19 protein-coding genes, 1 tRNA gene and 1 pseudogene are annotated in these 22,116 nt (G+C 49.8%); 7 read left to right on the forward strand and 14 right to left on the reverse strand.

The window, feature by feature from the left end:
- Positions 1 to 46: 46 nt before the first annotated feature.
- The 12 genes from lonB to JQC72_RS12035 form a co-directional block, all read right to left on the reverse strand.
- Positions 47 to 1,771, reverse strand: a complete 1,725-nt coding sequence (lonB, locus tag JQC72_RS11980) for an ATP-dependent protease LonB (protein WP_205495954.1) — start codon at positions 1,769 to 1,771, stop codon at positions 47 to 49.
- A gap of 473 nt (positions 1,772 to 2,244) precedes the next feature.
- A complete protein-coding gene (locus JQC72_RS11985) occupies positions 2,245 to 3,369 on the reverse strand; it encodes a lipid II:glycine glycyltransferase FemX (RefSeq protein ID WP_205495963.1) in 1,125 nt (374 codons plus the stop codon).
- Positions 3,370 to 3,528: 159 nt separating this feature from the next.
- Positions 3,529 to 4,791 (reverse strand): ATP-dependent protease ATP-binding subunit ClpX, encoded by a 1,263-nt coding sequence (gene clpX, locus JQC72_RS11990; RefSeq protein ID WP_205495965.1) that lies wholly within the window; start codon positions 4,789 to 4,791, stop codon positions 3,529 to 3,531.
- Positions 4,792 to 4,807: 16 nt separating this feature from the next.
- Positions 4,808 to 5,395 carry an ATP-dependent Clp endopeptidase proteolytic subunit ClpP gene (gene clpP, locus JQC72_RS11995; protein ID WP_335342453.1) on the reverse strand — a complete coding sequence of 196 codons (588 nt, stop codon included), beginning with the start codon at positions 5,393 to 5,395 and terminating at the stop codon, positions 4,808 to 4,810.
- A gap of 86 nt (positions 5,396 to 5,481) precedes the next feature.
- Positions 5,482 to 6,774 (reverse strand): trigger factor, encoded by a 1,293-nt coding sequence (gene tig, locus JQC72_RS12000; RefSeq protein WP_205495967.1) that lies wholly within the window; start codon positions 6,772 to 6,774, stop codon positions 5,482 to 5,484.
- 234 nt (positions 6,775 to 7,008) lie between these two features.
- Positions 7,009 to 7,085, reverse strand: a tRNA-Arg gene (locus tag JQC72_RS12005).
- A 118-nt stretch (positions 7,086 to 7,203) separates the two neighbouring features.
- Positions 7,204 to 7,710: a metallophosphoesterase family protein gene (locus JQC72_RS12010; protein WP_335342454.1), complete on the reverse strand. Its 507-nt coding sequence runs from the start codon at positions 7,708 to 7,710 to the stop codon at positions 7,204 to 7,206.
- Between the two features lie 177 nt (positions 7,711 to 7,887).
- Positions 7,888 to 8,520 (reverse strand): XTP/dITP diphosphatase, encoded by a 633-nt coding sequence (locus JQC72_RS12015; protein ID WP_205495976.1) that lies wholly within the window; start codon positions 8,518 to 8,520, stop codon positions 7,888 to 7,890.
- On the reverse strand, positions 8,501 to 9,262 hold the full coding sequence (rph, locus tag JQC72_RS12020; RefSeq protein WP_205496026.1) for a ribonuclease PH: 762 nt from the start codon (positions 9,260 to 9,262) through the stop codon (positions 8,501 to 8,503). The genes JQC72_RS12015 and rph overlap by 20 nt, the downstream gene beginning before the upstream one ends.
- 130 nt (positions 9,263 to 9,392) lie before the next feature.
- Positions 9,393 to 10,436 (reverse strand): GerMN domain-containing protein, encoded by a 1,044-nt coding sequence (locus JQC72_RS12025; RefSeq protein WP_205495977.1) that lies wholly within the window; start codon positions 10,434 to 10,436, stop codon positions 9,393 to 9,395.
- A gap of 81 nt (positions 10,437 to 10,517) precedes the next feature.
- On the reverse strand, positions 10,518 to 11,369 hold the full coding sequence (gene racE, locus JQC72_RS12030) for a glutamate racemase (RefSeq protein ID WP_205495978.1): 852 nt from the start codon (positions 11,367 to 11,369) through the stop codon (positions 10,518 to 10,520).
- A gap of 152 nt (positions 11,370 to 11,521) precedes the next feature.
- Positions 11,522 to 11,965 carry a MarR family winged helix-turn-helix transcriptional regulator gene (locus tag JQC72_RS12035; RefSeq protein WP_205495979.1) on the reverse strand — a complete coding sequence of 148 codons (444 nt, stop codon included), beginning with the start codon at positions 11,963 to 11,965 and terminating at the stop codon, positions 11,522 to 11,524.
- A 290-nt stretch (positions 11,966 to 12,255) separates the two neighbouring features.
- Between JQC72_RS12035 and JQC72_RS12040 the strand changes: the two genes are divergently transcribed.
- The 5 genes from JQC72_RS12040 (at position 12,256) to JQC72_RS12060 (ending at position 18,264) form a co-directional block, all read left to right on the forward strand.
- Positions 12,256 to 12,804: a matrixin family metalloprotease gene (locus JQC72_RS12040; RefSeq protein WP_205495980.1), complete on the forward strand. Its 549-nt coding sequence runs from the start codon at positions 12,256 to 12,258 to the stop codon at positions 12,802 to 12,804.
- Between the two features lie 17 nt (positions 12,805 to 12,821).
- Positions 12,822 to 13,532, forward strand: a complete 711-nt coding sequence (locus JQC72_RS12045; RefSeq protein ID WP_205495981.1) for a hypothetical protein — start codon at positions 12,822 to 12,824, stop codon at positions 13,530 to 13,532.
- 1,984 nt (positions 13,533 to 15,516) lie between these two features.
- Positions 15,517 to 16,017: an RrF2 family transcriptional regulator gene (locus JQC72_RS12050; protein ID WP_205495982.1), complete on the forward strand. Its 501-nt coding sequence runs from the start codon at positions 15,517 to 15,519 to the stop codon at positions 16,015 to 16,017.
- Between the two features lie 67 nt (positions 16,018 to 16,084).
- Positions 16,085 to 17,281, forward strand: coding sequence for an MFS transporter (locus JQC72_RS12055; RefSeq protein WP_205495983.1), 1,197 nt, complete (start codon positions 16,085 to 16,087; stop codon positions 17,279 to 17,281).
- Between the two features lie 257 nt (positions 17,282 to 17,538).
- Positions 17,539 to 18,264, forward strand: a complete 726-nt coding sequence (locus JQC72_RS12060) for an MOSC domain-containing protein (RefSeq protein ID WP_205495984.1) — start codon at positions 17,539 to 17,541, stop codon at positions 18,262 to 18,264.
- 975 nt (positions 18,265 to 19,239) lie between these two features.
- Here the strand turns inward: JQC72_RS12060 and JQC72_RS16940 are convergent.
- Together JQC72_RS16940 and JQC72_RS12065 are read right to left on the reverse strand one after the other, a co-directional pair.
- Positions 19,240 to 19,527 carry an Imm6 family immunity protein gene (locus JQC72_RS16940; protein ID WP_503629803.1) on the reverse strand — a complete coding sequence of 96 codons (288 nt, stop codon included), beginning with the start codon at positions 19,525 to 19,527 and terminating at the stop codon, positions 19,240 to 19,242.
- The gene (locus tag JQC72_RS12065) at positions 19,463 to 19,882 is read right to left on the reverse strand and encodes an SMI1/KNR4 family protein (RefSeq protein ID WP_205495985.1); all 420 of its coding nucleotides are present in this window, start codon (positions 19,880 to 19,882) and stop codon (positions 19,463 to 19,465) included. Before JQC72_RS12065 ends, JQC72_RS16940 begins: the two co-directional genes overlap by 65 nt.
- A 391-nt stretch (positions 19,883 to 20,273) precedes the next feature.
- Between JQC72_RS12065 and JQC72_RS16750 the strand changes: the two genes are divergently transcribed.
- Positions 20,274 to 21,131 (forward strand): GAF domain-containing protein, encoded by an 858-nt coding sequence (locus JQC72_RS16750; protein WP_205495986.1) that lies wholly within the window; start codon positions 20,274 to 20,276, stop codon positions 21,129 to 21,131.
- A 324-nt stretch (positions 21,132 to 21,455) separates the two neighbouring features.
- Positions 21,456 to 22,066: pseudogene (locus JQC72_RS12075) on the forward strand (PEP-utilizing enzyme); the annotation flags it as partial.
- Positions 22,067 to 22,116 lie beyond the last annotated feature (50 nt).

Consider the following 22,116-nt stretch of genomic DNA (forward strand, 5'->3'; position numbering starts at 1 on the left):
CGAATTCGTGTGATTCGAATGTTCGCCCCTCTGTAAACGCATCTTATCACACATTCCCCCGACTTTCACCTTCCGGTTTCAACGGGGAGGACATCAACGGAGCCGGGGACGGGGAAAACAGTCGGGTACCTGAAACCGACGGATCCTCATTCCGTTCGGACATTTTCAATGCATGGGCCAACACTTCTTCCAGACGTTCCACCGGGATGACTTCAATGCCCTCCATTTCCCGGAACAACGCCTGCATGTTGTCGGCCGGAATCAATACCCGCGATGCCCCCGCCTGCCTCGCCGCCTCCACCTTGGCCACCACGCCGCCGACGGGTTTCACGCGGCCATGGATGCTGAGTTCACCGGTCATCGCCAGGCGATTATCGACCGGGATCTTTTTGATCGCCGAATAAATTGCCGTGGCCATCGTGACCCCCGCCGAAGGCCCATCCAGCGGAATCCCGCCGGGAAAGTTAATGTGCAGGTGATAGTTGTAAGGGTTGACATCCGTTTTGCGCAACACGGTCAACACGTTTTCCACCGAACCGTGCGCCATGCTTTTGCGCCGCAATCGCCTTGCGCTGCTGCCCAGCTCCTCTTCGTCCACCACGCCGGTGATGCGCAAACTACCCTGACCTTTTTCCTCTGCGGGAATGGCCGTCACTTCCACTTCCAACAATGTCCCCATGTTGGGGCCGTACACTGCCAACCCGTTGGCCAGTCCAATCTGCGGTGACGGCGGCACTTTCAACTCGGGACGCGGTGCAAGCTGACTGTTGTGCGCCACCCATTCCACATCGGAAGTCAATACTTTTGTCCGTTGATCCGTCATCGCCAAGCCGACGGCCGTTTGGACCATATTGACCGCTTCCCGGCCGTTGGTGGCATACTTTTGGATCACTTGGATCGCTTCCGGTTCATAATCAAATGAAATCCGTTCCAACGCCTGTCGGGCGATGGTTCCCACTTCGCCCGGCAACAGTGGCCGAAAGTAGATTTCCATGCAACGGGAGCGGAGCGCCGGCGGCAATTCTTCCGGGGTTCGCGTGGTCGCCCCGACCAACCGAAAGTCCGCAGGCAGCCCGTTTTGAAAGATATCGTGGATGTAACCGGGCGTCTGGGGATCTTCGGAATTATAATAGGCACTTTCCAAAAACACCTTGCGGTCTTCCAGCACCTTGAGCAATTTGTTCATCTGCACCGGATGCAATTCACCGATTTCATCGATAAACAAAATGCCGCCATGCGCTTTGGTTACCGCACCCGGTTTGGGTTGGGGGATACCCGCCATCCCCATCGGACCCGCTCCCTGGTAAATGGGATCATGTACAGAACCGATAATGGGATCGGCAATCCCGCGCTCGTCGAATCGGGCAGTCGTGGCATCCATCTCCACAAATTTGGATTCGGATGTAAACGGGGACAGCGGATTCCGCTTGGCCACCTCCATAACCACACGTGCGGCAGCGGTCTTGCCTACACCTGGCGGACCGTAAATGATCACATGTTGGGGATTGGGTCCGCATAGCGCCGCTTGAAGTGCGCGAAGTCCCTCCGATTGTCCCACGATATCCTCAAATCGCGCCGGTCTGGTCTTTTCCGCCAATGGTTCGGTTAAGGAAATCATTCGCATCTTGCGGAGCTTTTCCACTTCCTTGCGCGATTCCCGATCCACCGCAGACCGACTGGTCTGTTGGTTACGGAGCAGGTTCCAAAAATAAACCCCGATTACAACCGAAAAAAACACTTGCAAGATCATCAATAAGACAGTCCAGTTCAACCTGATCCCCCCGTCGCAGCCTGTCCAAGGGCGCCTGGCGCCCCGTGATTCGTTCATAGTATGGCCGCAAAACGGTGGGGATAGTCACCTTAAAACGAGCACCTGCATCGGAGACAGCGGCTCACCTTCTCCAGCCCGCTCCGGCTTCACCTGGCCGGCTTATTTACCTTTGCACCTTGCAAGCACCATGTTAGGCGTGTCTTGATAAATCAAGATCAAAGCCACGATTTCGGGGAGGCCTGCCTCTGACTTGTTCCCCATGATGATGAAGTCATAATCGGGAAAGGGCCCGGGTTTCATCGGCAATACTTTCCAACGACCATTGCTGAACACGCGGCAAGTATGCTTCACTCAAAGAAAATTACCCGCAATCGTGTTCCTGCCCTTTTCCGAATCGATGATCTGTCGGGCTTGGGTCTTGCCGCTCATCCGGGAATGTTTGACGGAATACCAGACACGCCCTCATCAGTGGCTTATCTTTTCCTCATGTACATGTCAAACGCCCAATACAACATGGGTTGCAACGGATAATCCCATTCGCCGATCAGTTGGCAGGCTTCGCCGCGGAAACCCAATTGGAAGTTCAACAATCCGAACAACGGGGATTCGGCATCCAGTGATGGACTGATGCCACGGAAATCGTAAGTGTGTGCGCCCATGCGGTGGGCATCTTGGATCATTCGCCAATGCAGGGCGTAGTTGGGCATCTTGTCCCGATTTTCATGGTGGGATGCACCGTAGAGCACCCAGACATGACCGGCTGTATGCAGCATCAATGCCGCCGACAACAACTGATCATTCCATAGGGCGAGATACAACCGAATCCGGTCCGCATCATCCCGTTTCAATGCTCGGTACATCTGTTGGAAATAGGCATCATTGCGCACACCGAACTGCTTGCGTTCCGCCGTGGCTTTCAACAGGTCGTAGTAAGCATCCAGATCCTTATCCTCCCCAACCGTGACCACCACTTGTTTCTTCTCCGCTTTTCGGATGTTCTGTCGCCAGGATCGGCGAAACCCTTTCCATATGTCGTTCAGTGTCCTGTCTTTCAAGTTCAGGCGGTATTCGAATTGCGGTTGCACCGTGGAAAAACCTTCTTCCGGACTTTTCTTTTTCCAACCCATCTCCGCCAATACCTGCTGCACATAGTCGGCCCCGGGATCTTGCCAATCCGGCCCCACATCCGTCAGGGACTTGCCCTTCAGCCCATGGGTGCGAATATCCCGGATATAGGATTGGATGGTTTGCGCATGCCATTTGGCACGGACAACCGGTGGGTCCATTTTGACGGTGAAGACGTTTCGCGCCTTGAAATGATCAAATAACGGAATAAACCAGTCCTTTATATTTTTTGCTTTCCAATCAATCAAAGGACCACGCGGTATGTATGCGAGAAATTTATTGAGTGCCGGCATTTTTCGATACAACACCAGTGCGCAACCGACCATTTTCCCGTCTTCTTCAAACCATCCGAGCAAGTCGTGTTGCCAATCCATCTTGACCTCTGCCCACGAAGGATATTGCATGAAGTTCGCCAACGGATGTTTTTCAATGAAAGACAAATATTCCTCCTTTTGCACTGTCTGTACTTTCATGCGGCATACACTCCACTTCCTGTTGATTTCTGTTAAAAATGTGGATTTTATGCTTGAATCCTCAAGCGAACTCCACTTTATTCTATCACAAATAAAAACACCTGCTGCCGCAGGTGTAACCAAACCGTGAAATATCGTTTGTTTTACATGGGTGATCCATCATGCGCTTTCTTCTTTTTTCTCAATCACGCGACCTTCCCGCGTCGTCAATTTCGGTCCCACTTTGTTGAGTACCGTTTCTTTCGTTACGACGCATTTGACCACATCGTCACGGGATGGCAGGTCAAACATGACATCGAGCATGATGGACTCAATGATCGCCCTGAGCCCCCTTGCACCGGTGTTGCGTTTGATCGCTTCGCTGGCGATGGCTCGGAGAGCGTCAGGCTCGAAATGCAATTCCACATTGTCCATCTCAAGCAGTTTTTGATACTGTTTGACCAGCGCATTTTTCGGTTCCGTCAAAATCCTTACCAGCGCATCCTCATCCAGCGGTTCCAATGTGGTGATCACCGGCAACCGGCCGACAAATTCGGGGATCAAGCCGAATTTCAGCAGGTCTTCCGGCAGAACCATTTTCAGGTATTCACCGGGTTTCATTTCGACGGAGTGCTTATCGGCACCGAATCCGATCACCTTTTTGCCGATCCGGCGCTTGATGATCTGCTCAAGGCCGTCAAACGCACCGCCACAGATGAACAGGATGTTGCTGGTGTCGATCTGGATGAATTCCTGATGAGGATGCTTCCGGCCGCCTTGCGGGGGAACGCTGGCCACCGTACCCTCCAGGATTTTGAGCAGAGCCTGTTGTACCCCTTCGCCGGAAACATCCCGCGTAATCGACGGGTTTTCCGATTTGCGGGCCACCTTGTCGATTTCGTCGATATAGATGATGCCCCGCTCGGCTTTCTCCACATCGTAATCCGCCGCCTGGATCAGCTTGAGCAGGATGTTTTCCACGTCTTCCCCGACGTATCCCGCTTCCGTCAGAGAGGTCGCATCAGCGATTGCGAAAGGAACGTTCAGGATTCTTGCCAGTGTTTGCGCTAACAGCGTTTTTCCGCTGCCAGTGGGTCCCAACATGATGATGTTGCTTTTTTGGAGCTCCACATCATCCGATTTGTGGGAGGAGTTGATCCGTTTATAGTGATTGTAAACCGCAACGGAAAGCGCCTTTTTGGCATGATCCTGACCGATCACGTACTGGTCGAGGATGGCGCGGATCTCTTGCGGTTTGGGCAGGTTTTTCAAATCGATTTCCTCTTCCCCGCCGAGTTCCTCCTCGACAATTTCATTGCACAGCTCGATGCACTCGTCACAGATGTAGACGCCCGGTCCGGCGACCAGCTTGCGCACCTGATCCTGCGATTTGCCGCAGAAGGAGCATTTGAGCTGTCCTTTTTCTTCATTGAATTTGAACATCCCCTGCTCACCCCTTTCAATGGTTGGGCTGGGTGATCACTTTATCAATCAGGCCGTATTCGACCGCTTCCTGAGCACCCATGAAGAAGTCGCGATCCGTATCGCGCTCGATTTTCTCCAGCGGTTGCCCGGTACGCTCCGCCAAGATCTTGTTCACCTTCTCACGCGTGCGTAAAATCCAATCGGCATGGATTTTGATGTCAGTTGCCTGGCCGCGCACGCCGCCGAGCGGTTGGTGGATCATGACCTCGCTGTTGGGCAATGCATACCGCTTTCCTTTGGCTCCAGCCGCCAGCAGGAACGAACCCATGCTAGCAGCCAAACCTATGCATATCGTCGACACATCCGCCTTGATGAACTGCATCGTGTCGTAAATCGCCATCCCTGCGGTAATGGACCCGCCGGGAGAGTTTATGTACAGGTGGATATCCTTCTCAGGATCTTCCGCATCCAAAAACAACAATTGAGAAACCACCAGATTGGCGACATGGTCGTCGATCGGACTGCCGAGAAAGACGATCCGGTCCTTCAACAGGCGAGAATAAATATCATACGCCCGTTCACCCCGACTGGTTTGCTCGACGACCATTGGGATCAAGGTCACGCCATCCACCCCTTTATCAAGCAGTAGCAGTTTTAAAAACAAGGCACGTGTGGGAAACGTGCCTTGTTTTACCTGCTCTATTTTCATTATGCCGCATTTTTGCTGTTGGATACAAGTAGGTCAATGGTTTTTCGAATGACTAATTCTTCCTTGATCTGATCCAATCCTCCCTGTTGTTCAAAGAGGCGTCTGAGATCATCCAGTTCACGGTTGTATTGTTCCGCCAACTTTTTCAGTTCTTCTTCCACTTCTTCGTCCGTCACTTCCACGTTTTCCGCCTTGGCAATGGCTTCCAACACCAGGTTGGCCCGCACTTTTTTCTCGGCATCTTCCTTGAACTGTTCACGCAGCGCGGCGTCATCCTGACCGGTGAACTGTTTGTACAGATCCAGGTTCATACCTTGGTAACGCAGTTGCTGATCAAAATGGCGCAGCATGTGGTCGATCTCGTGTTCGATCATCACCGGGGGCAGGTCGATTTCGGCATTGGCCGCCGCCAGCTCCACCAATTTGTTGCGACGGTAATTTTCTTCGTCATTTTTGGCCTTTTCCTTGAGTTTATTCTCGATGTCCGCTTTCAATTCTTCCAGCGTATCAAATTCGCTCACGTCTTGAGCGAACTCGTCATCCAACTCGGGCAGGCGCAACCGTTTGATTTCATGCAGTTTCACCTTGAAGACGGCTTCTTTGCCGGCCAGTTCTTCGGCATGGTAATCTTCCGGGAACGTGACGTTGATTTCTTTTTCTTCTCCAGGTTTCAGGCCGATCAGTTGATCCTCAAAGCCCGGGATGAATTGGCCGGAACCCACTTCCAGGTTGTATTGTTCCGCTTTGCCTCCTTCAAACGGCTCCCCGTTGATAAACCCTTCGAAGTCGATGATGACGCGATCGCCTTTTTCCACCGTGCCCTCTTCGACCACTTCCAACTGGCCTTGCCGTTGTTGCATCTTTTTCAGTTCTTCTTCCACGTCTTCCGGCTTGACGGAGAAATCTTTGGCCGGTACTTCCAATCCTTTGTACTCGCCCAACTTCACTTCAGGCTTTACGGTGACTGTCGCCTTGAAGATCAGTTCCTTGCCTTTTTCCATTTGTTCGATATCGATCTCCGGACGATCCACCGGCTCGATTCCCGTTTCCTCAACGGCCGCTTGATATGCTTCCGGCAGGAGGATATCCAGTGCATCTTGATACAACGCTTCCACACCGAAACGCTTTTCGAAGATCGGGCGCGGCACTTTCCCTTTGCGGAATCCGGGCACGGACACTTTTTTCACGACTTTTTTAAACGCTTGATCCAGTGCTTCGTTCACTTTGTCGGCGTCCACTTCGACGGTGAGCACGCCCTGGTTTTTCTCCGTTTTTTCCCAGCTTGCCTTCATCGGTTCTTCCCTCCTGACGAACTCTATTGACACAGATGAGATTCCATCCCACCGAATGACCGTAATTACAACCTCTTCATTATAACATATGAACCTTTGTTTGCAACACGGCTGACAAGGCACGAAAACCCGTACATAACAGAAAAACCCCGTTTGGGGTTTGGAACCGGAAAACGGGATTCTCCGGGAGCCGAGTTGATCGGCTCCCGTTATCCGCTCTCATCACAATTTGGATGGCGTCCCAGGAGGGATTCGAACCCCCGACCAGCGGCTTAGAAGGCCGATGCTCTATCCAGCTGAGCTACTGGGACACGGATCATCGGTGAAATGAAAAATCAGCGTATTTATTATACCATGATCCAATCACTTGTCAAGGTGGGGAGATGACGGGGAACCGTCTCGACTCCCCATTCTCCCCGGTGCACCGATTCAAAACAGGACGTACGATCCGCCGCGCTCCCCGATGATCTTTCCATTGGTCGTATAATACGTGACATGGACCGTTCCCGTACAGTCTGTCTCCAGGACGGCATAGGAAGGAACGCGAAATCCCCTCGGATAGGCGATACTCCCCGGATTGATGAACAACCGGCCGTTTGCCTGCTCACATACGGGAAAGTGAGAGTGCCCGAAACAGGCGATGTGGGCATCTACTTCCTCCGCTCGATAACGAATGGGCAACAGGGATGTTTTTACCTGATACCGATGGCCGTGGGTAACATAAAAGCGAATCCCCCCGGTTTCCCACACCGATTCCTTGGGGGCATCTTCCCAATCGCAGTTTCCCTGTACCACCGTCATGGACACATCCGGCAACTGATCGGCGGAAGTGCAAAAGTCGCCGCAGTGAATCACATGATCCGCCTTCACCTTTTGCACGATCTGTTTCAGCAAATTCGCTTTTCCATGGGAATCGCTCACAATGAGTACACGTATCGCTGACCCCTCCCATTCTGGTACTCAGGCAGATGGCGATGGGGAAAACGAAGTCTGAATGTAGCCTCGGTCGGACTGCGGTCTTGTCGCTCGCCTGGAAAACAATGTCCCTTTATGGAATGACCAGACACTCTCCGGAACGTGTCCGGCGATATCAGAAAGGCCCTCTCTCCATCTTCACAACGCGAACTGCGAGCGAAACAGCTCCAACAACTTCTGGATCGCCCGTGCCCGGTGACTGATCTCGTTTTTTCGTTCGGGAGGCAGTTCCGCCATGGTTTTTCCTTCTTCCGGCACGAAAAACAGCGGATCATATCCAAATCCGTACGCGCCACGCGGCTGGTCCGCAATGCGGCCGTGACACTCCCCGCGAACCACCCGTGTCTCTTCACCAGGCACGGCCAACGCGATCACGCAGACAAACATCGCATCGCGGCTCTTATCGGGCTTACAGCTCAGTTCCGCCAACAGCTTGCGGTTGTTATCCTCGTCGGTTGCATCGGGACCGGCATAACGGGCTGAATAGACGCCGGGAGCGCCATTGAGCGCCGGTACCACCAATCCGGAATCATCGGCAATCACGGGGCGATCCAATGCACGCATCGCCGTTTCCGCCTTTTTGATCGCATTGGCCTCAAATGTGTCGCCGTCTTCCACGATGTCGGGAACGCCCGTCGCCTGTGTGAGATCCACCACCGGCAGCCCCAGCTCCCGCCGCAAAACGGCGTCAAATTCATTCGTCTTGTGTCTGTTGCGGGTGGCCAGCACCACATCCGGCCACCGCCACGAACTATTCCGTTGCGCTTTCAACAGCGTTCCCTCCGATCAGCGCAGCGGCTTCTCCCAGCACTTCACGCTGATAGGCAATCAACTGTTGCGTCCCCAGCTTGGCCAAATCCAACAAGCTGTGCAACTCTTCCGGGGTGAACGGTGCTTCCTCGCCTGTCCCCTGCACCTCGACATATTTGCCCGAACCGGTCATCACCACATTCATGTCCACATGTGCCGATGAATCCTCTTCGTAACACAAGTCCAAACAAGGCTGGGTACCTACGATCCCCACACTGGTGGCGGCCAGAAAGTCCTTCACCGGCAAACGGGAAAGCGTTCCCGCCTTCACCATTTTGTACAATGCATCCACCATGGCCACAAAGGCACCCGTGATGGAGGCGGTACGTGTTCCGCCGTCCGCCTGGATCACATCGCAGTCCATCCAGAGCGTCCGTTCACCCAATTGTTCCAAATCCACCACTGAGCGAAGCGCACGACCGATCAAGCGTTGGATTTCCATCGTACGCCCGCCCACTTTTCCTTTGCTGGATTCACGAATGGTGCGCGTCTGCGTGGCTCTCGGCAGCATGGCATATTCCGCCGTCACCCAACCTTTCCCCGTTCCGCGCATAAAGGGGGGCACCTTGTCTTCCACCGTTGCAGTACAGATGACGCGCGTGTCACCGACACTGATGTAGACGGAGCCCTCGGCCGTTTTTATGTAATCCAGCACCATCTCCACTTTCCGCATCTCATTAAACGCTCGTCCGTCTACTCGCAATCGCTTCCCCTCCATCTTCAAATCCTCATCCATTATAGCATAACCGATTGGTTTCACCGTAAGTACGAAAAGAAATCATAAAAGAAAAAAAGAGGCAGTCTTCCACCTCTTGTTGGGATTACCCAAAGGGTCAGAATTTACCGGGGTTGACGATCTCGGGACGCATCACCGGTTTCGCCAGGGACTGGCCGGTTTCGATCGTGCCGTCAGCCTTCCCGTCGACGGTGATTTTTACCTTTTTCACGCCGGTGTTTTCCGTCAACGAGAGGACAATGGTCTGAATGGCGTCTTTGGATGCCGATTTTTGATCGCTGTACTGCAGCAATTCCTTGCTGAAATCGGCCATCACCGTATCCCCTTTCACGGTGGCGGAATGGACTTGCGTCGTTTCGGACAGTGCGCTGCTGAGACGGGACCCGTTTTGCGGCCCCTTCACCAATTCCGCCAATGTTGCTTGAGCCACATTGTCCGTCCTGTTGATCATCCGCGTCACCGGCACATAATACACCATGTTGTCCGGCGTCTGGCCGAGGAAGTATAGCGTAACCGGCATGCTTTGGCTGATGTTGACACCTTCGGCCATTTCCACGTTGATTCCCTGTTCCCGTGTCAGCCCCTGTGTGGGGGTTTTGCCTTTGGGCATCGTTTCCAGCGGGTGTCCGTTCACCCAGATGTTCACCCGCTTGACGGAATCAAACCCCGTCAAGGTCCAGGTCACCGCGCTCAGAATCTGATTTTCCATCTTGGGATCATATGACAGAAACTCCTTGGAAAAGTCGACCGTGGCCGTCCCATCCTGGATGTTGACCCCCTTCACTTCGGTTCCCTTTGGCAGAACCCCGCTGAATCCTTTGGGCAACATCCTTTCCTCCTGACCGCCCTTCACCAGGTAGCGAAGTGCCTCCTTGGCAATGCCTTTTTCCCTGGGAATGGACAATGTGTAGGGGACCACATATCCCGAATCCGTCAAAAGATACAACTCCACTCCGCCCTGTTTTTTGGCCGAAACCGCTTTGGCCGTACCCGCCGCCGTACCCTGATCCTTCGGTTGCAGATCTGCCGGCGGCGGATCGATGACACGGGAGGTTTTCTCATTCGGTCCGTACAAGCAGCCGGACAGCAATAATGAGATAAGGAGCAACACCATGCCAACATACGCGGTTCTACTTCGCATCTCATTCCCTCCTTGGACAAAGTTCCATTACATGTATACGAGCCCTGGAGGGAACTTATCACCGCGAATGTCAAAACCGCATCAAACCCCGGACACACCGGTTGTGGCAACCGGTTCCAGCTCGGCTTGTTCCACTGTAATGGACATGCCCAACCAGCGTTCGGCGATCCGGCGGAACCCTTCCGGCTCCCCGCTGGTGAAAAACTGATGTGAAACCTGACCTGCGGGTTGTTCCCTTTCCGCCAGCAGTCGTTTGTGATTGAGGACCACGCTCAATTCGCGGGCGGTCTCTTCCGCCGAACTGATCAGGATCACCTGTTCGCCCATCACTTTTCCGATCAAATCAGCAATCAACGGATAATGCGTACAACCCAATATCAATGAGTCCACATCCTGCCCTTTCATGGGCGCCAGCGACGTTTCCACAATCCGATACGCCTGCTCCGTCGGACCCACACCGCTTTCCACCAGCGGCACCAAGGCAGGACATGCATGACTGACGACAAACAAATTGGGATGAATCCGTCTGAGCGTTTTCTCATATGCGGCACTTTGTATCGTTCCCTGCGTGCCGATCACACCGATCCGACCGTTTTTCGAAGCCTTGATGGCCGCACGGGCTCCCGGTTCGATGACGCCGAGCACGGGGATATCCACTTGCTCCCTGATCAACTCCAACGCGGCTGCCGTCGCCGTGTTGCAGGCAATGACCAGAGCTTTCAACGGGAAGCGCATCAAAAAGCGCACAATTTCCAACGTGAATTGCCGCACTTCTTCCGTCGAGCGCGGTCCATACGGACACCGACGCGTGTCTCCAAAATACACGACCGTTTCCCGTGGCAATTGGCGGAAGACTTCCTTGACCACAGTCAATCCGCCAACGCCGGAATCCAAAATGCCGATAGCGCGATTGCTGGATGTCAATTGGTCCATGGTTGTCAGCTCATTCCTCCACTTTTCTCTTGCTTTGCCGTTTTTTCATGGTTACAACTCTCTGCTTGACCGATTGATATATCTTATGTCGGTCAATCCCTCGATGCTTATGCCAGTGTTTGGCTGATCCATTCTTTTTGATCCGGATACATCTAATCTTTCATCCGCTCGTACAACATCTCCAGATGCTGGCCGATGGCTTTGACCTCCTCAGGAGCAAAATGCCCCAATATTTCGGCCAAATACTCCTGGCGTGCCTGCATCACGTCGCGGATGACGGTTTCTCCCCGCTCCGTCATGTGAATGCGGACGACCCGACGGTCCCGCTCGTCTCTGACACGGGTCACAAATCCGCTTTTCTCCATTCTGTCAACCAGGTCCGTCATGGTACTGCAAGCCAAACACATTTTCTGGCTCAACTCACCGATTGTCAAATCCCCCTCCTCCATCAAATAGATCAATGCGGTGAATTGGGGAGGGGTGATGGGAAAACGCGTCAATATTTCGCGTCCCTTTTGTTTGACGATGGTACTGATTCCCCGTAACAAACGCTCGATCTTATTGACCAACTCCGGTGAATGTGAATGCGTCCGCATGCTTCTTCTCCTTCAATCAATGTCCATCAATCGTCTTTTATTGTAACCGGAATCTTCGCAGGTTCATCCTCTCTATGAAAAACAAGTTATGAAAAGTATACAAAAAACCCGACCGAGTGACAAACAGGAAACCCAATCGATCATCTGTTATGTATCAGAGAGGGGGTGTAATTAGAACTATCATTTCTTATATTTAATATTTACACTTATTCATTTTTTTGCTAATATTGATTCGACCAGCAGAAGGTAAGAGAATTTGGAACCTTATCAAAGGAGGAAGGGCTTGCCGTATGAATCACCTCAGACGGAAAAGCGCGGGAATCATGGTTTTGATCGCCTTCGGTCTCCTTCATATACCATCAGCTTGGGCGTTTACACCTTGGTATGTCAACGGAAGTTCGGGGCCGATCTGGCATCAGCCCAACCATTATGTTTATTACCGTTGGGGTGGAAACATCAGCAGTGGGACAACCTATTACGAAGGATTTCGACAGGCGTTGGCCGATTGGAACAATGCCCAGGGGCAACGGAAGTTTGTCCGGGGAGGGTCAACTGCACCGGGGGCGTTGGACACTTACAACGTAGCCGACGGCACGTACGGCACCACCAACCTTTCCGGTAACACCTCCACCGGTTCGATCAACGCCTGGGCCGCCAAAATCAATCGGTGGTATGCCAAGACCCATACGTCCAGCGGAGCCAGAAACACGGCCGGACATGAACTGGGACATGCCCTCGGACTCCATCACACGAACAATTACGCCATCATGAATGTCAAAGAAACCGGGATCATGATCCCGCAGTCGGATGACATCAAGGGCATCAACTACATTTACTGACAAAAGGGGGCATTCCTTTGTCGAACGCACTGAAAGGAATCTGGATATTGATATTTGCCGGAATGCTGATCATCGGCAGTGTTGTTTTTTTCACCCAATCCCAAGCGTCGCAGCCGGGCGAGATCCGGGTTACTTCCTCATCGCAAACCATCACCGTTGACACACTGGAGAAAATGACACACCAAGCAGATTACATCGTGGTGGGTACGTTTGAAAAGTTCGATTCCACTTGGAACGCCGCCCGTAAGGGAGACGGTCCCGACGCCAAACCGGATCCCCGCCATTATGCAGAGGGCCGTTTGTACGACTTTCATGTGAATGAGGTGCTAAAGGGTTCGATTCCCGATCGCATCATCAAGGTCAGCATCATCTATGCCAAAACGGAACAGGATCTCCACATCAACGGACGACCATCCCGCATCACGATGAGAGACCCCCATTTTATCGCACCCGTGTTCGGCAAAAAATACATCCTGTTTTTGACCAAGGCGAACAATGTTCCCCCCATTTACGGCATCCCTTTTCACCCCTATCAAATTCAATTCGATGATGCCGGCAAAGCCGTGTTGAAAAAACCGAACAGCCAACCGATGATTGAGAAGAAGCAGTTCGGATCTTCCCAAGTAGTGATCACTCACGAGACGGATTTCAAAATGAATGACACCATTACCGGCAGGGATTTCAAAGAGATCAAGGCGGAGATTCTGCGCGCAACAAAACGGCAATAGGAAAAAGCCGGGAGGTTGAAAACTCCCGGCTTCAGTTTGGATGACAAATTCCGCGGCCTCCGACTTCCCGTCTCCGTTCCGTAGCGACAGCACGAGCCGCTTGAGGGAAATCAGACCCGATCCGCCCTTCCGGCCCTTCTTTACATCAGCATCGTCTGATCCATATCGTGAGCATTCCCCTTCGCTCGGCTGCACCCAGGGAAGCAGCGCAAGGTCGCTTTTGATTCTCAAGGACAGGATGCGGGCAAGAGATACTTCGTTCAGGACATTGCCAAGGAATGGCCAAATACACCCTGGGAACAGGCTGCTCTTTTAATCTCTTCCCATGTGATGCCTTAAAAGCTCGAAAACGCGCAGACAACTTCAAAAATCAAAGATTTGAAGCCAGTTCTCAATGGGGATTTGGGGAACGACCTCAGAATCGGTCATCCGCTTTCACCTTTCTCAACATGAACATTGCCGTGACATTATGTAGCATGTTGGCTCAACAAAGCCCTCCCTGAACCATCCCCAAAGTGACAGACATTGATGTGGTTACAATCAAGATCAGGAGCGGGGCGTTCCGACACAACCTGATCCCCCGGCTAAAAAACCTCACCTCCCGTTTAGGCATGAAATTAGACCCATGACCTGTTACCAATGCGGATAGGTAAACAAATCCTGGTTATGAAATGGATCCCCTCTTAAGGAGAGGGATAAGTGCACCTATACAGGCCACACTGATGTGTGGCCTGAGACTGCTGACAAAGTTCGCGAAAAGCCGTCTACCGACTCCGCTCCGTACCCTTGCGGCTGGAGTCAGACGGCTTTCGCTCTGAACCTCAACAACCTGAAGACTTTTGGTAGCTTTGTCATACAATACGCCACCAGGAAACAGGTGTTGCCGTTAATCCTTTGCCTTCAACCAGACTGATTCATTAATAACCAAATCCGATTCCGGCAAAGACAAAGATCGTAGCGATGACCAACAGGAAAATCAAGAGACGGCGAAGTCCGATGCCAAAACCGAAGCCATAACCCCAGCTCATCTGACTCCCCCCTTTCGTCCAATCCCGGATTCACATTATTCATCACCGTTCTTCTCGGAAACCACAAATGCCTCAATAACGGAAAAATGGTTATTTACATATAAACCAAAAAAATTTGCTTGCCACTATCAACAGTAGCCCTTCCTCATCACAAAAGCCGGAACACTGTTTCCCACAAAACAGTTGGCAAAGATTTTGTTGAGGCAGATATTGAACCTCAATCCAATGGCAATACCCCTGCTCAAACGGCGGAGGTTCATTTTTGTCAACAGGAATACACTCCCGGGCTCCTCCATGGCGGGTAGTGCCCCCTTCATATCAACCCTTCGGAACGAGATTGCACGAATGTGTGGTCTCGTCAGTCATTTTTTATACTTGGGCTAAACCCATATTTGTCATCCTAGATCCAATCAAAATATGGGCCTTTACCCAACACTCCTTTTTTCTCATGTTTAGGTGAGCTTTATCCACAAACGATTCACTTTTATCAAGAGCGAATTCTGCAACCGCAAGCTAACGCTTCCCTGCTCGAGGATGTCGCTATCGGCTAAGCAGGGTGATTGGTCAGAATGTCCGCTTCAACTCATTGCGAAAATGGGACCAAAGGGCCAACCAAAAAAGTTCGTTGTCAATATCAACAATGACAATCATAAGAGCATCTTTTTTTCTGTAAAAAATGCTTTGAATTGACAAACCCGACAGATGAACCACTGGGTTTGTCATGATCGGGAATGATTAGATATCTGATACAACAACTTCTGTAAGGGATCAGCCATCACCATGAAAGACATATGTCGGACATGCTACCGAGACAAATCTTCTATCATCCTCTCATTTTTTATGTGAATTCACCTTATGGAAGGGTTAATTTTACGGGTACAAAACGCCCATGAACGATGTTATTATAGTTTAGGGATAATACAGATAATCATTATCCGAGTTAGGGGTGATTTATTTTGCAATTCAGCGTTGGTGTCGAATATGCTTTACATTGCCTTCTGCATTTAATAGATCAACCTTCCAATCAATCCATAGGAATCAAACAGTTGGCTCAATACCAAGGAGTTTCTGAAACATATCTGGGGAAAGTATTCACACGCTTAAAAAAAGCTGGAATTGTTACATCGACACCCGGAGTGAAAGGCGGCTATCAACTGGCCAGGAATCCCGAAAAAATCACATTTTTAGATGTAGTAGAGGCTTTGGAAGGAAAAACTCCTCTTTTCCAATGCAAAGAAATCCGACAAAATTGTGTGATTTACAAGGATCAGCCAGCCCCGGATTGGATGGTTCAAGACCCTTGTTTGATTCAATGTGTCATGCATGAGGCCGAACAGAAGATGAAATCGTATTTGGCGACCAAAACCTTGGCATGGTTACATGAAGAGTTGAACCGGAAAATTCCGGATCAAATCCAAACGAAGAAAAGAGAGTGGTTTAAACAGGCGTTATCCTGATGAACCATATTTTTTTGGATTGAACTACAGCCCATAAACTCTTCAATAACTAAAACGGGGTGTATCGATGAATCCTGCAATGCAAAATCGCTTTCGTTTGCTGGTTGGTTGGATTACCCTGTTTATTATCGGGACAGATCTCTTTGTGGTGTCCCCGTTGTTGCCGCTGATCGCGAAAAACTACCATGTGACGTCGGCCGAAGCAGGATGGATGGTCACTGCTTTTTCTGTGGCTTATGTGGTTGGAGCTCCTTGGCTGGGTTCGCTTTCCGATAAAATCGGTCGGAGAAGACTCATCGTACTGGGTCTGTTTATATTTGCCTCGGCTAATTTACTGACCGCTTATTCAATGCATTTTTACTTATTGGTTGCCAGCCGGTTGTTGGTTGGATTGGCTGCAGCAGCCATCACACCTTCGATTTATGCTGTGACTGGAGATGTGGCACCGGATGACCGGCGCGGTTCTTGGTTGGCTATTGTCGGATCGGGGCTGCTGATGGCGTTGTGGGCCGGTGCACCGATCGGTTCACTGGCCGGGGAAGTGTATGGATGGACATGGGTCTTTATCGGATTGGCTGTGTTGAGCTTGTTGATGATGTTTTTGAATCAAAAGGTTTGGCCGAACGTAATAGTTTCAGGAGCTTCTCTCCAAGCTTCGGAACATGCAAAGTTTTTCGAACTGATCAAAGCCATCAGCCCCACGATTTTTTGGGGGACAGCGGTGTATGGCTTTTACACCTATTTAGGATCGGGCTTGCGAGTGGAGAATCATTTTACAGGACAAATGGTGGCCTTGGCGTTAACCTGCTACGGAATTGGCGCAGTGATTGGAAGCCTGAATGGGGGAAAGCTTGCAGATCGGTTTGGAGCCAAAAAGGTGGGAACATTCAGTCTGGTGTTACTGGGTGCATTGCTCATTGTGATCGGTGTGGCCTTGCATACTCAATGGTTATTGCTGTTGTGTTTAGCCTTGTTTGCATTTTTGGGATACGGCTTTTTTCCTGCACACCAGATGCGTTTGGTTCAAGAGCATCCACATCAGCGGGGAGCGTTTATGGCCTGGAACAACAGTGGGTTGTACATCGGCATCACGTTGGGATCTTCCATCGGAAGTGGAATCATGTCCTCCCTTGGTTTTGAATGGCTGCCTTTTGTATGCTGTGTTTCAGCTTTTATCGGATCACTGATCAGCTACCGAACAGGGTCAAACAAAATGGAAACAGCCGCCCACAGTTCGACTGAAGAGAGACCCATCTCCCGCTGAGTCTGGCAAGGATTGGTTTTATAAAGAGGAAAAAAGCTCCCTTTTCACTTCACTTGATTGCTTAGCGTAGGGCAGGGCAGGCTGCCGGACGAAGTATTTCCCGTCAGCCTCCCCCTAGGATCCGGGGTAATACCAGCATAGCTATCACCAAGTGCAATCTGGATTCCATTTACAAAGTATCGATTTTCGGACAATGAAGCGACAAGATAAAAGTACTGAAAGAAATACTTTTTTGTGTCAAAGGAGTGTGCCGCAAGATGCACCCAATTGGAGAAATAAAGGAGATTATGAGATACCCGGTTAAATCTTTTCAGGGAGAAAGCGTACAAAGGGCAAAAGTAATGAAATATGGTCTCTATGGCGACCGCAGCCATGCTTTCTTGGATGAAACAAGACCCGACAAATTCTTGACGATTTCGCAATGTCCTGAAATGGTGAGGTATCAAGCGAGGTTCTTGGGAGAGGAATCCTTGAATGACTATCCACCCGTAGAAATTACTACTCCCGACGGGAAAGTCTATTTTTGGGGGGACACCGAACTACAGCATCACATCGAACGGATGGCCGGCAGAAAAGTTTCACCAGTGGAGTTTCCCCCTACACACGTGCCTTTCGGAGCAATTGAGGAGGAGCATGTGCAGATTGTTACGGACGCTTCGCTTGAGAAATTGCAGGAGTTGTGGGGGAAAGAGATTGATGTCAGACGGTTTCGCCCCAATTTCTTGTTTACCCTTTACCAAAAAGTCCCTTTCGTTGAAGATAACTGGTTGGGGAAAATGTTGAAAATCGGGGAACTTGAACTGATGGTCAAAAGGCATTGTGAGCGTTGCATGATCATAACGGTTGATCCGAAAGACGCGAATCGCGACACAACCTTGCTTAAGACGGTAGTCAAAGAACGGAACAATTGCTTTGGAGTTTATGCCACCGTGATCAAGCCGGGAGAGATTGAAGTGGGACAACAGGTGTTGCTGATTGAATGATCAAGGTCGATTACAGGTACGTTGGCCTTTTCTTTTTATACGCCGCCGTGGGTGGTCAACGACATCATCTCTTCCAACGAGGGTTAGAACCAATCTGATCCTTCCTTCACATCAAGAGCAAAGATTGATCAAGCACGCCCGATCCTCCGGGTAAGAATGATCCGGCGCAAAGGCCTTCTCCCTATTTGCTTTTGTATGGTGGCCACGTCCTTGATTTGGTATGCTCCCTGTTCTTCTTGGGCAACCTCAAAAAAAGAAAAACCTCACGCTTGGCGCCACTAACATTGAGCCAGCGAAAGGATCTAAGAACACCGTCCGGTGGTGTTACCTTCTTGATTAAATCCACCAACCGATCAACCGGTTTTTCGGCTGGATAATATCCAATCTTTTTTGCTTTTCTTAAGTCCCTCAATATATTGGCTTAACTCTTCATCTGTAGAAAAATGAGTATGTAACACCCGATTGGTGTATGAGAGGGAGATCGATTTTTCATAAGGCAGGTTAATGTATTGACACCCTCTATTATTGCGAAAAGAAAACCAATATTCGTATAAACTGTTCTCAATCAATGAAATGACTTGTTGCCGATTTACATTCAATGTTGTCACATCCTTATCTTTGGGGTGCCGCACTCTCTCTCTTAGCCATCTCACTCTGGTGACGATGCATTCAGATACTCACAATCTGGTACTGTTGACAACCCGTCTTGGGCTTCAAAACCTAGACGGGTTTCTTTTCATTTCTGCCTAATATCCAGCTTTTTTGGCATCCTCCCCGTTCCAACAAAACACCCTTTTTCTATGGTAAATCCTTGTATTGGTTCCATGTACTCTTTGGTTTCATAGTTACCAGCGTATTTGTCGGGTTGCCTCCCTTGGATCAGTTCCCCACGTTGTCCATGACGCTGTAGCCGTGACAAGAATTTGTCGATTGGCCGCTTTTAAAACAATAGAGTTCCAATGGTAATACCCGTTTTCAGGAGCGTAAAAAGTACCATATATCTTCTACCCAATCCCAACACATGTCGACCGTTTTTCTCGCCTGATGATAACCTTCTTCATTGTCTAATTGATCCATCACTTTTTCTGTTAATCTAACAGATAAGCCACTCTGGCATCTACATTCACATTCATGATCCATTCCATGATCGCAATCCTCCTTTCTCCAACCCGCCGGCCTTTGGTAAAAGGAAAAGAACCTAATATAACTTGTTAAGAAGCTCAGTGAATGTATCACAAATAGGAACAACCTTGTCCCATTCATGGTCCCAAAAAACGACTTTGGGATTGTTTGGATCTTGCCTGAAATCAAAGCAGATAAAGTTACCGGCTGGATCATCGGCAATCGGGAAAACGTCCTTTGGCAATGCCTTCTTAATACGGTTATACACATCCAAAATGTACATTTCACTATCCGGCCGGAAACTGAGCAAAAAGCCAAAGGAAGTACCTTTTCTTCCTTCAAAATCAAATGTACTGGGCTCTGGCGTGGCACCGTCGTTTTTACATACACACTCAACAAAATCATTCGGAAACTGAATTTTCCATTGATCCTCAACTGTTTTTATTTTTTCGTCGTTCAGTTCCGCTTCCGAAGCAAGCCATTCAATTTTTTTCATTGTTTATCTCCCCTTCTTATTATAGTCGCTTCCTCCATCCCTGACCGCAACATCTTTTCCTCTAACGGATTGTCAGGCAAGAATCACATTCCATTTGGGTGCAATTCGAACGGTCAAAGCAACTCCCTACTTTATAACTGGTTCGGAGCATCCCAAAATTGATCAAAGTTTCATCAAGATTAGGTTCCCTTCCATAAACGGTAAATGGAGAATTATGGAAAGTAAATATGCGGTACAGTCGTCACCACAAACAAAACTCTCCCAAGGCCCACAACTTGGACAGGTTTTCTCTACAACATTTCATTCCTCTTTTCTTGCTTCAATCAACAAAACTTAAAGAAGGAATTTAAAGAAAACCGATTGAATACCTTTATCGGAAAGGGGGATAAAAGTGCTTGGTGATTTTTTGGAGAAGTTGTTCAACCGTTTCTTATGGTTCCCCTTTATAACAGCATATATTGTGCTTTCTGGATTGGTATGGTACGCTATATCTCAGATGGATTGGGGTAACCTCAAAAAGACCCCGATACCAGTGATAATAGTTGCTTCTGTATTATCTATATTGGCCGCTCTTCTTTTCTGGTGGAGTTACAAAGAAACGGCAAAATCTTTGCGTTTCAAGAGAGATTTTTCGGAGAGCGACAAAGATTTGGTCAAGGCAACCGACGCTCTTGATATTATGAGTAAAATCGGGAATCAAATTACGAAATGTATATCCGAACCTTTTTCAACGGCCAACAATCATTATACCTTTCATTCGATTTGTTGGCTGATTCGGGCATTTATGATCAATGAAAGATCGAAGGACCCAAAAGTGGTACTTTTTATTCCGAATGAGGAAGAAAGCCACCTGGAACCATGTGGTTGGGCAAATCACTCTACTCGCATCCAAAAATTCACTCTAAAAATTAGTCAAGAAAATGCAGCAGGATTTACATATATGACGGGTGAACCTTATTATTTACCTGACGTAAACGCCCCTGGTGTTCGTTTTGAACGCAACAGTTATTCTAACAATTCGTTCTGTTCATTGGTTACAGTTCCCGTAAAATGCGGAAATGAAGTAATTGGCGTTCTAAGTGTGACAGGTCAAGAAAAAAATTCGTACAATGAATCTGAAGACATTCCTTATTTAAGGGCTTTTGCCAACGCACTTTCCCCTTTGGTTACTCACCATTTATTAGGTAGAAAGGGTGTCTGTGGTGAACACCGTGAAACAGTTGGGTCCAAAAGAACAGATCATTTATGAACAGTTTGAGCAGGGGAAAATGTCCCGTCGTGAATTTTTGGACCGTGCAACAGAAGGTCTCTTTAGGGAAAAAAGGCGGAAAGTGGCGGAAAGGCATGAAAAATATTTTGGGAAAAAAATTTTGTGACCAATCCAATAGTGGCTTGGTTTTTTCTTTCGTACCAAATAACAACCGGGCGGGACAATCCGCCCGGTCTTCTTTATTTGATGGTCTGATCTTGGTTACATCCTATTCTAAATCATCGAATCTCTTCCACCAATCCTTTTATTCCCCCTTGGCAGCCTCCACTTTGTCTTATCCAACACCACCAACACCGCCGTATCGGCTATCGGGAATATCCCAAGTCTTGGTCAAACGGTACTACCTTTATAAACAGGCGTTGCAGAAGGAAGCCGAACGGCTCGTGGAAAAGGGCGTCATCAAGGAGAAGGAGGATATCTACTATCTGTCGTTTGAAGAACTTCGGGAGGTCGTCCGTACAAACCGGCTGGATTACAGCATCATAACCAAGAGAAAAGAGGAGTACGAGGTCTATGAGAAGTTGACGCCGCCGCGGATCTTAACATCCGAGGGCGAGTGTATCGTTGGCGAGTACAACGCCGACAATATCCCCCAAGGGGCTTTGTCGGGCATCCCCGTCTCGTCCGGCATTGTCGAGGAACGCGCACGTGTCAATTTAAAAATGGAGGACGCCGACAACATAGAGGATGGCGATATCTTGGTCACGACATTTACTGATCCCAGCTGGACGCCGTTGTTTGTATCCGTCAAGGGCTTGGTGACCGAAGTAGGCGGGCTGATGACCCATGGTTCCGTCATTGCGCGCGAATACGGTCTTCCGGCAGTCGTAGGGGTGGAAAACGCTACGAAACGGATCAAAGACGGACAGCGGATCCGTGTGAACGGAACAGAAGGATACGTTGAACTGTTGTGACGGGGGATGACCGCTAACATACATTAGCGGTCATTCAACCGGGACGGGAC

It is taken from the genome of Polycladomyces zharkentensis, assembly GCF_016938855.1.
Lineage (GTDB): Bacteria > Bacillota > Bacilli > Thermoactinomycetales > JIR-001 > Polycladomyces > Polycladomyces zharkentensis.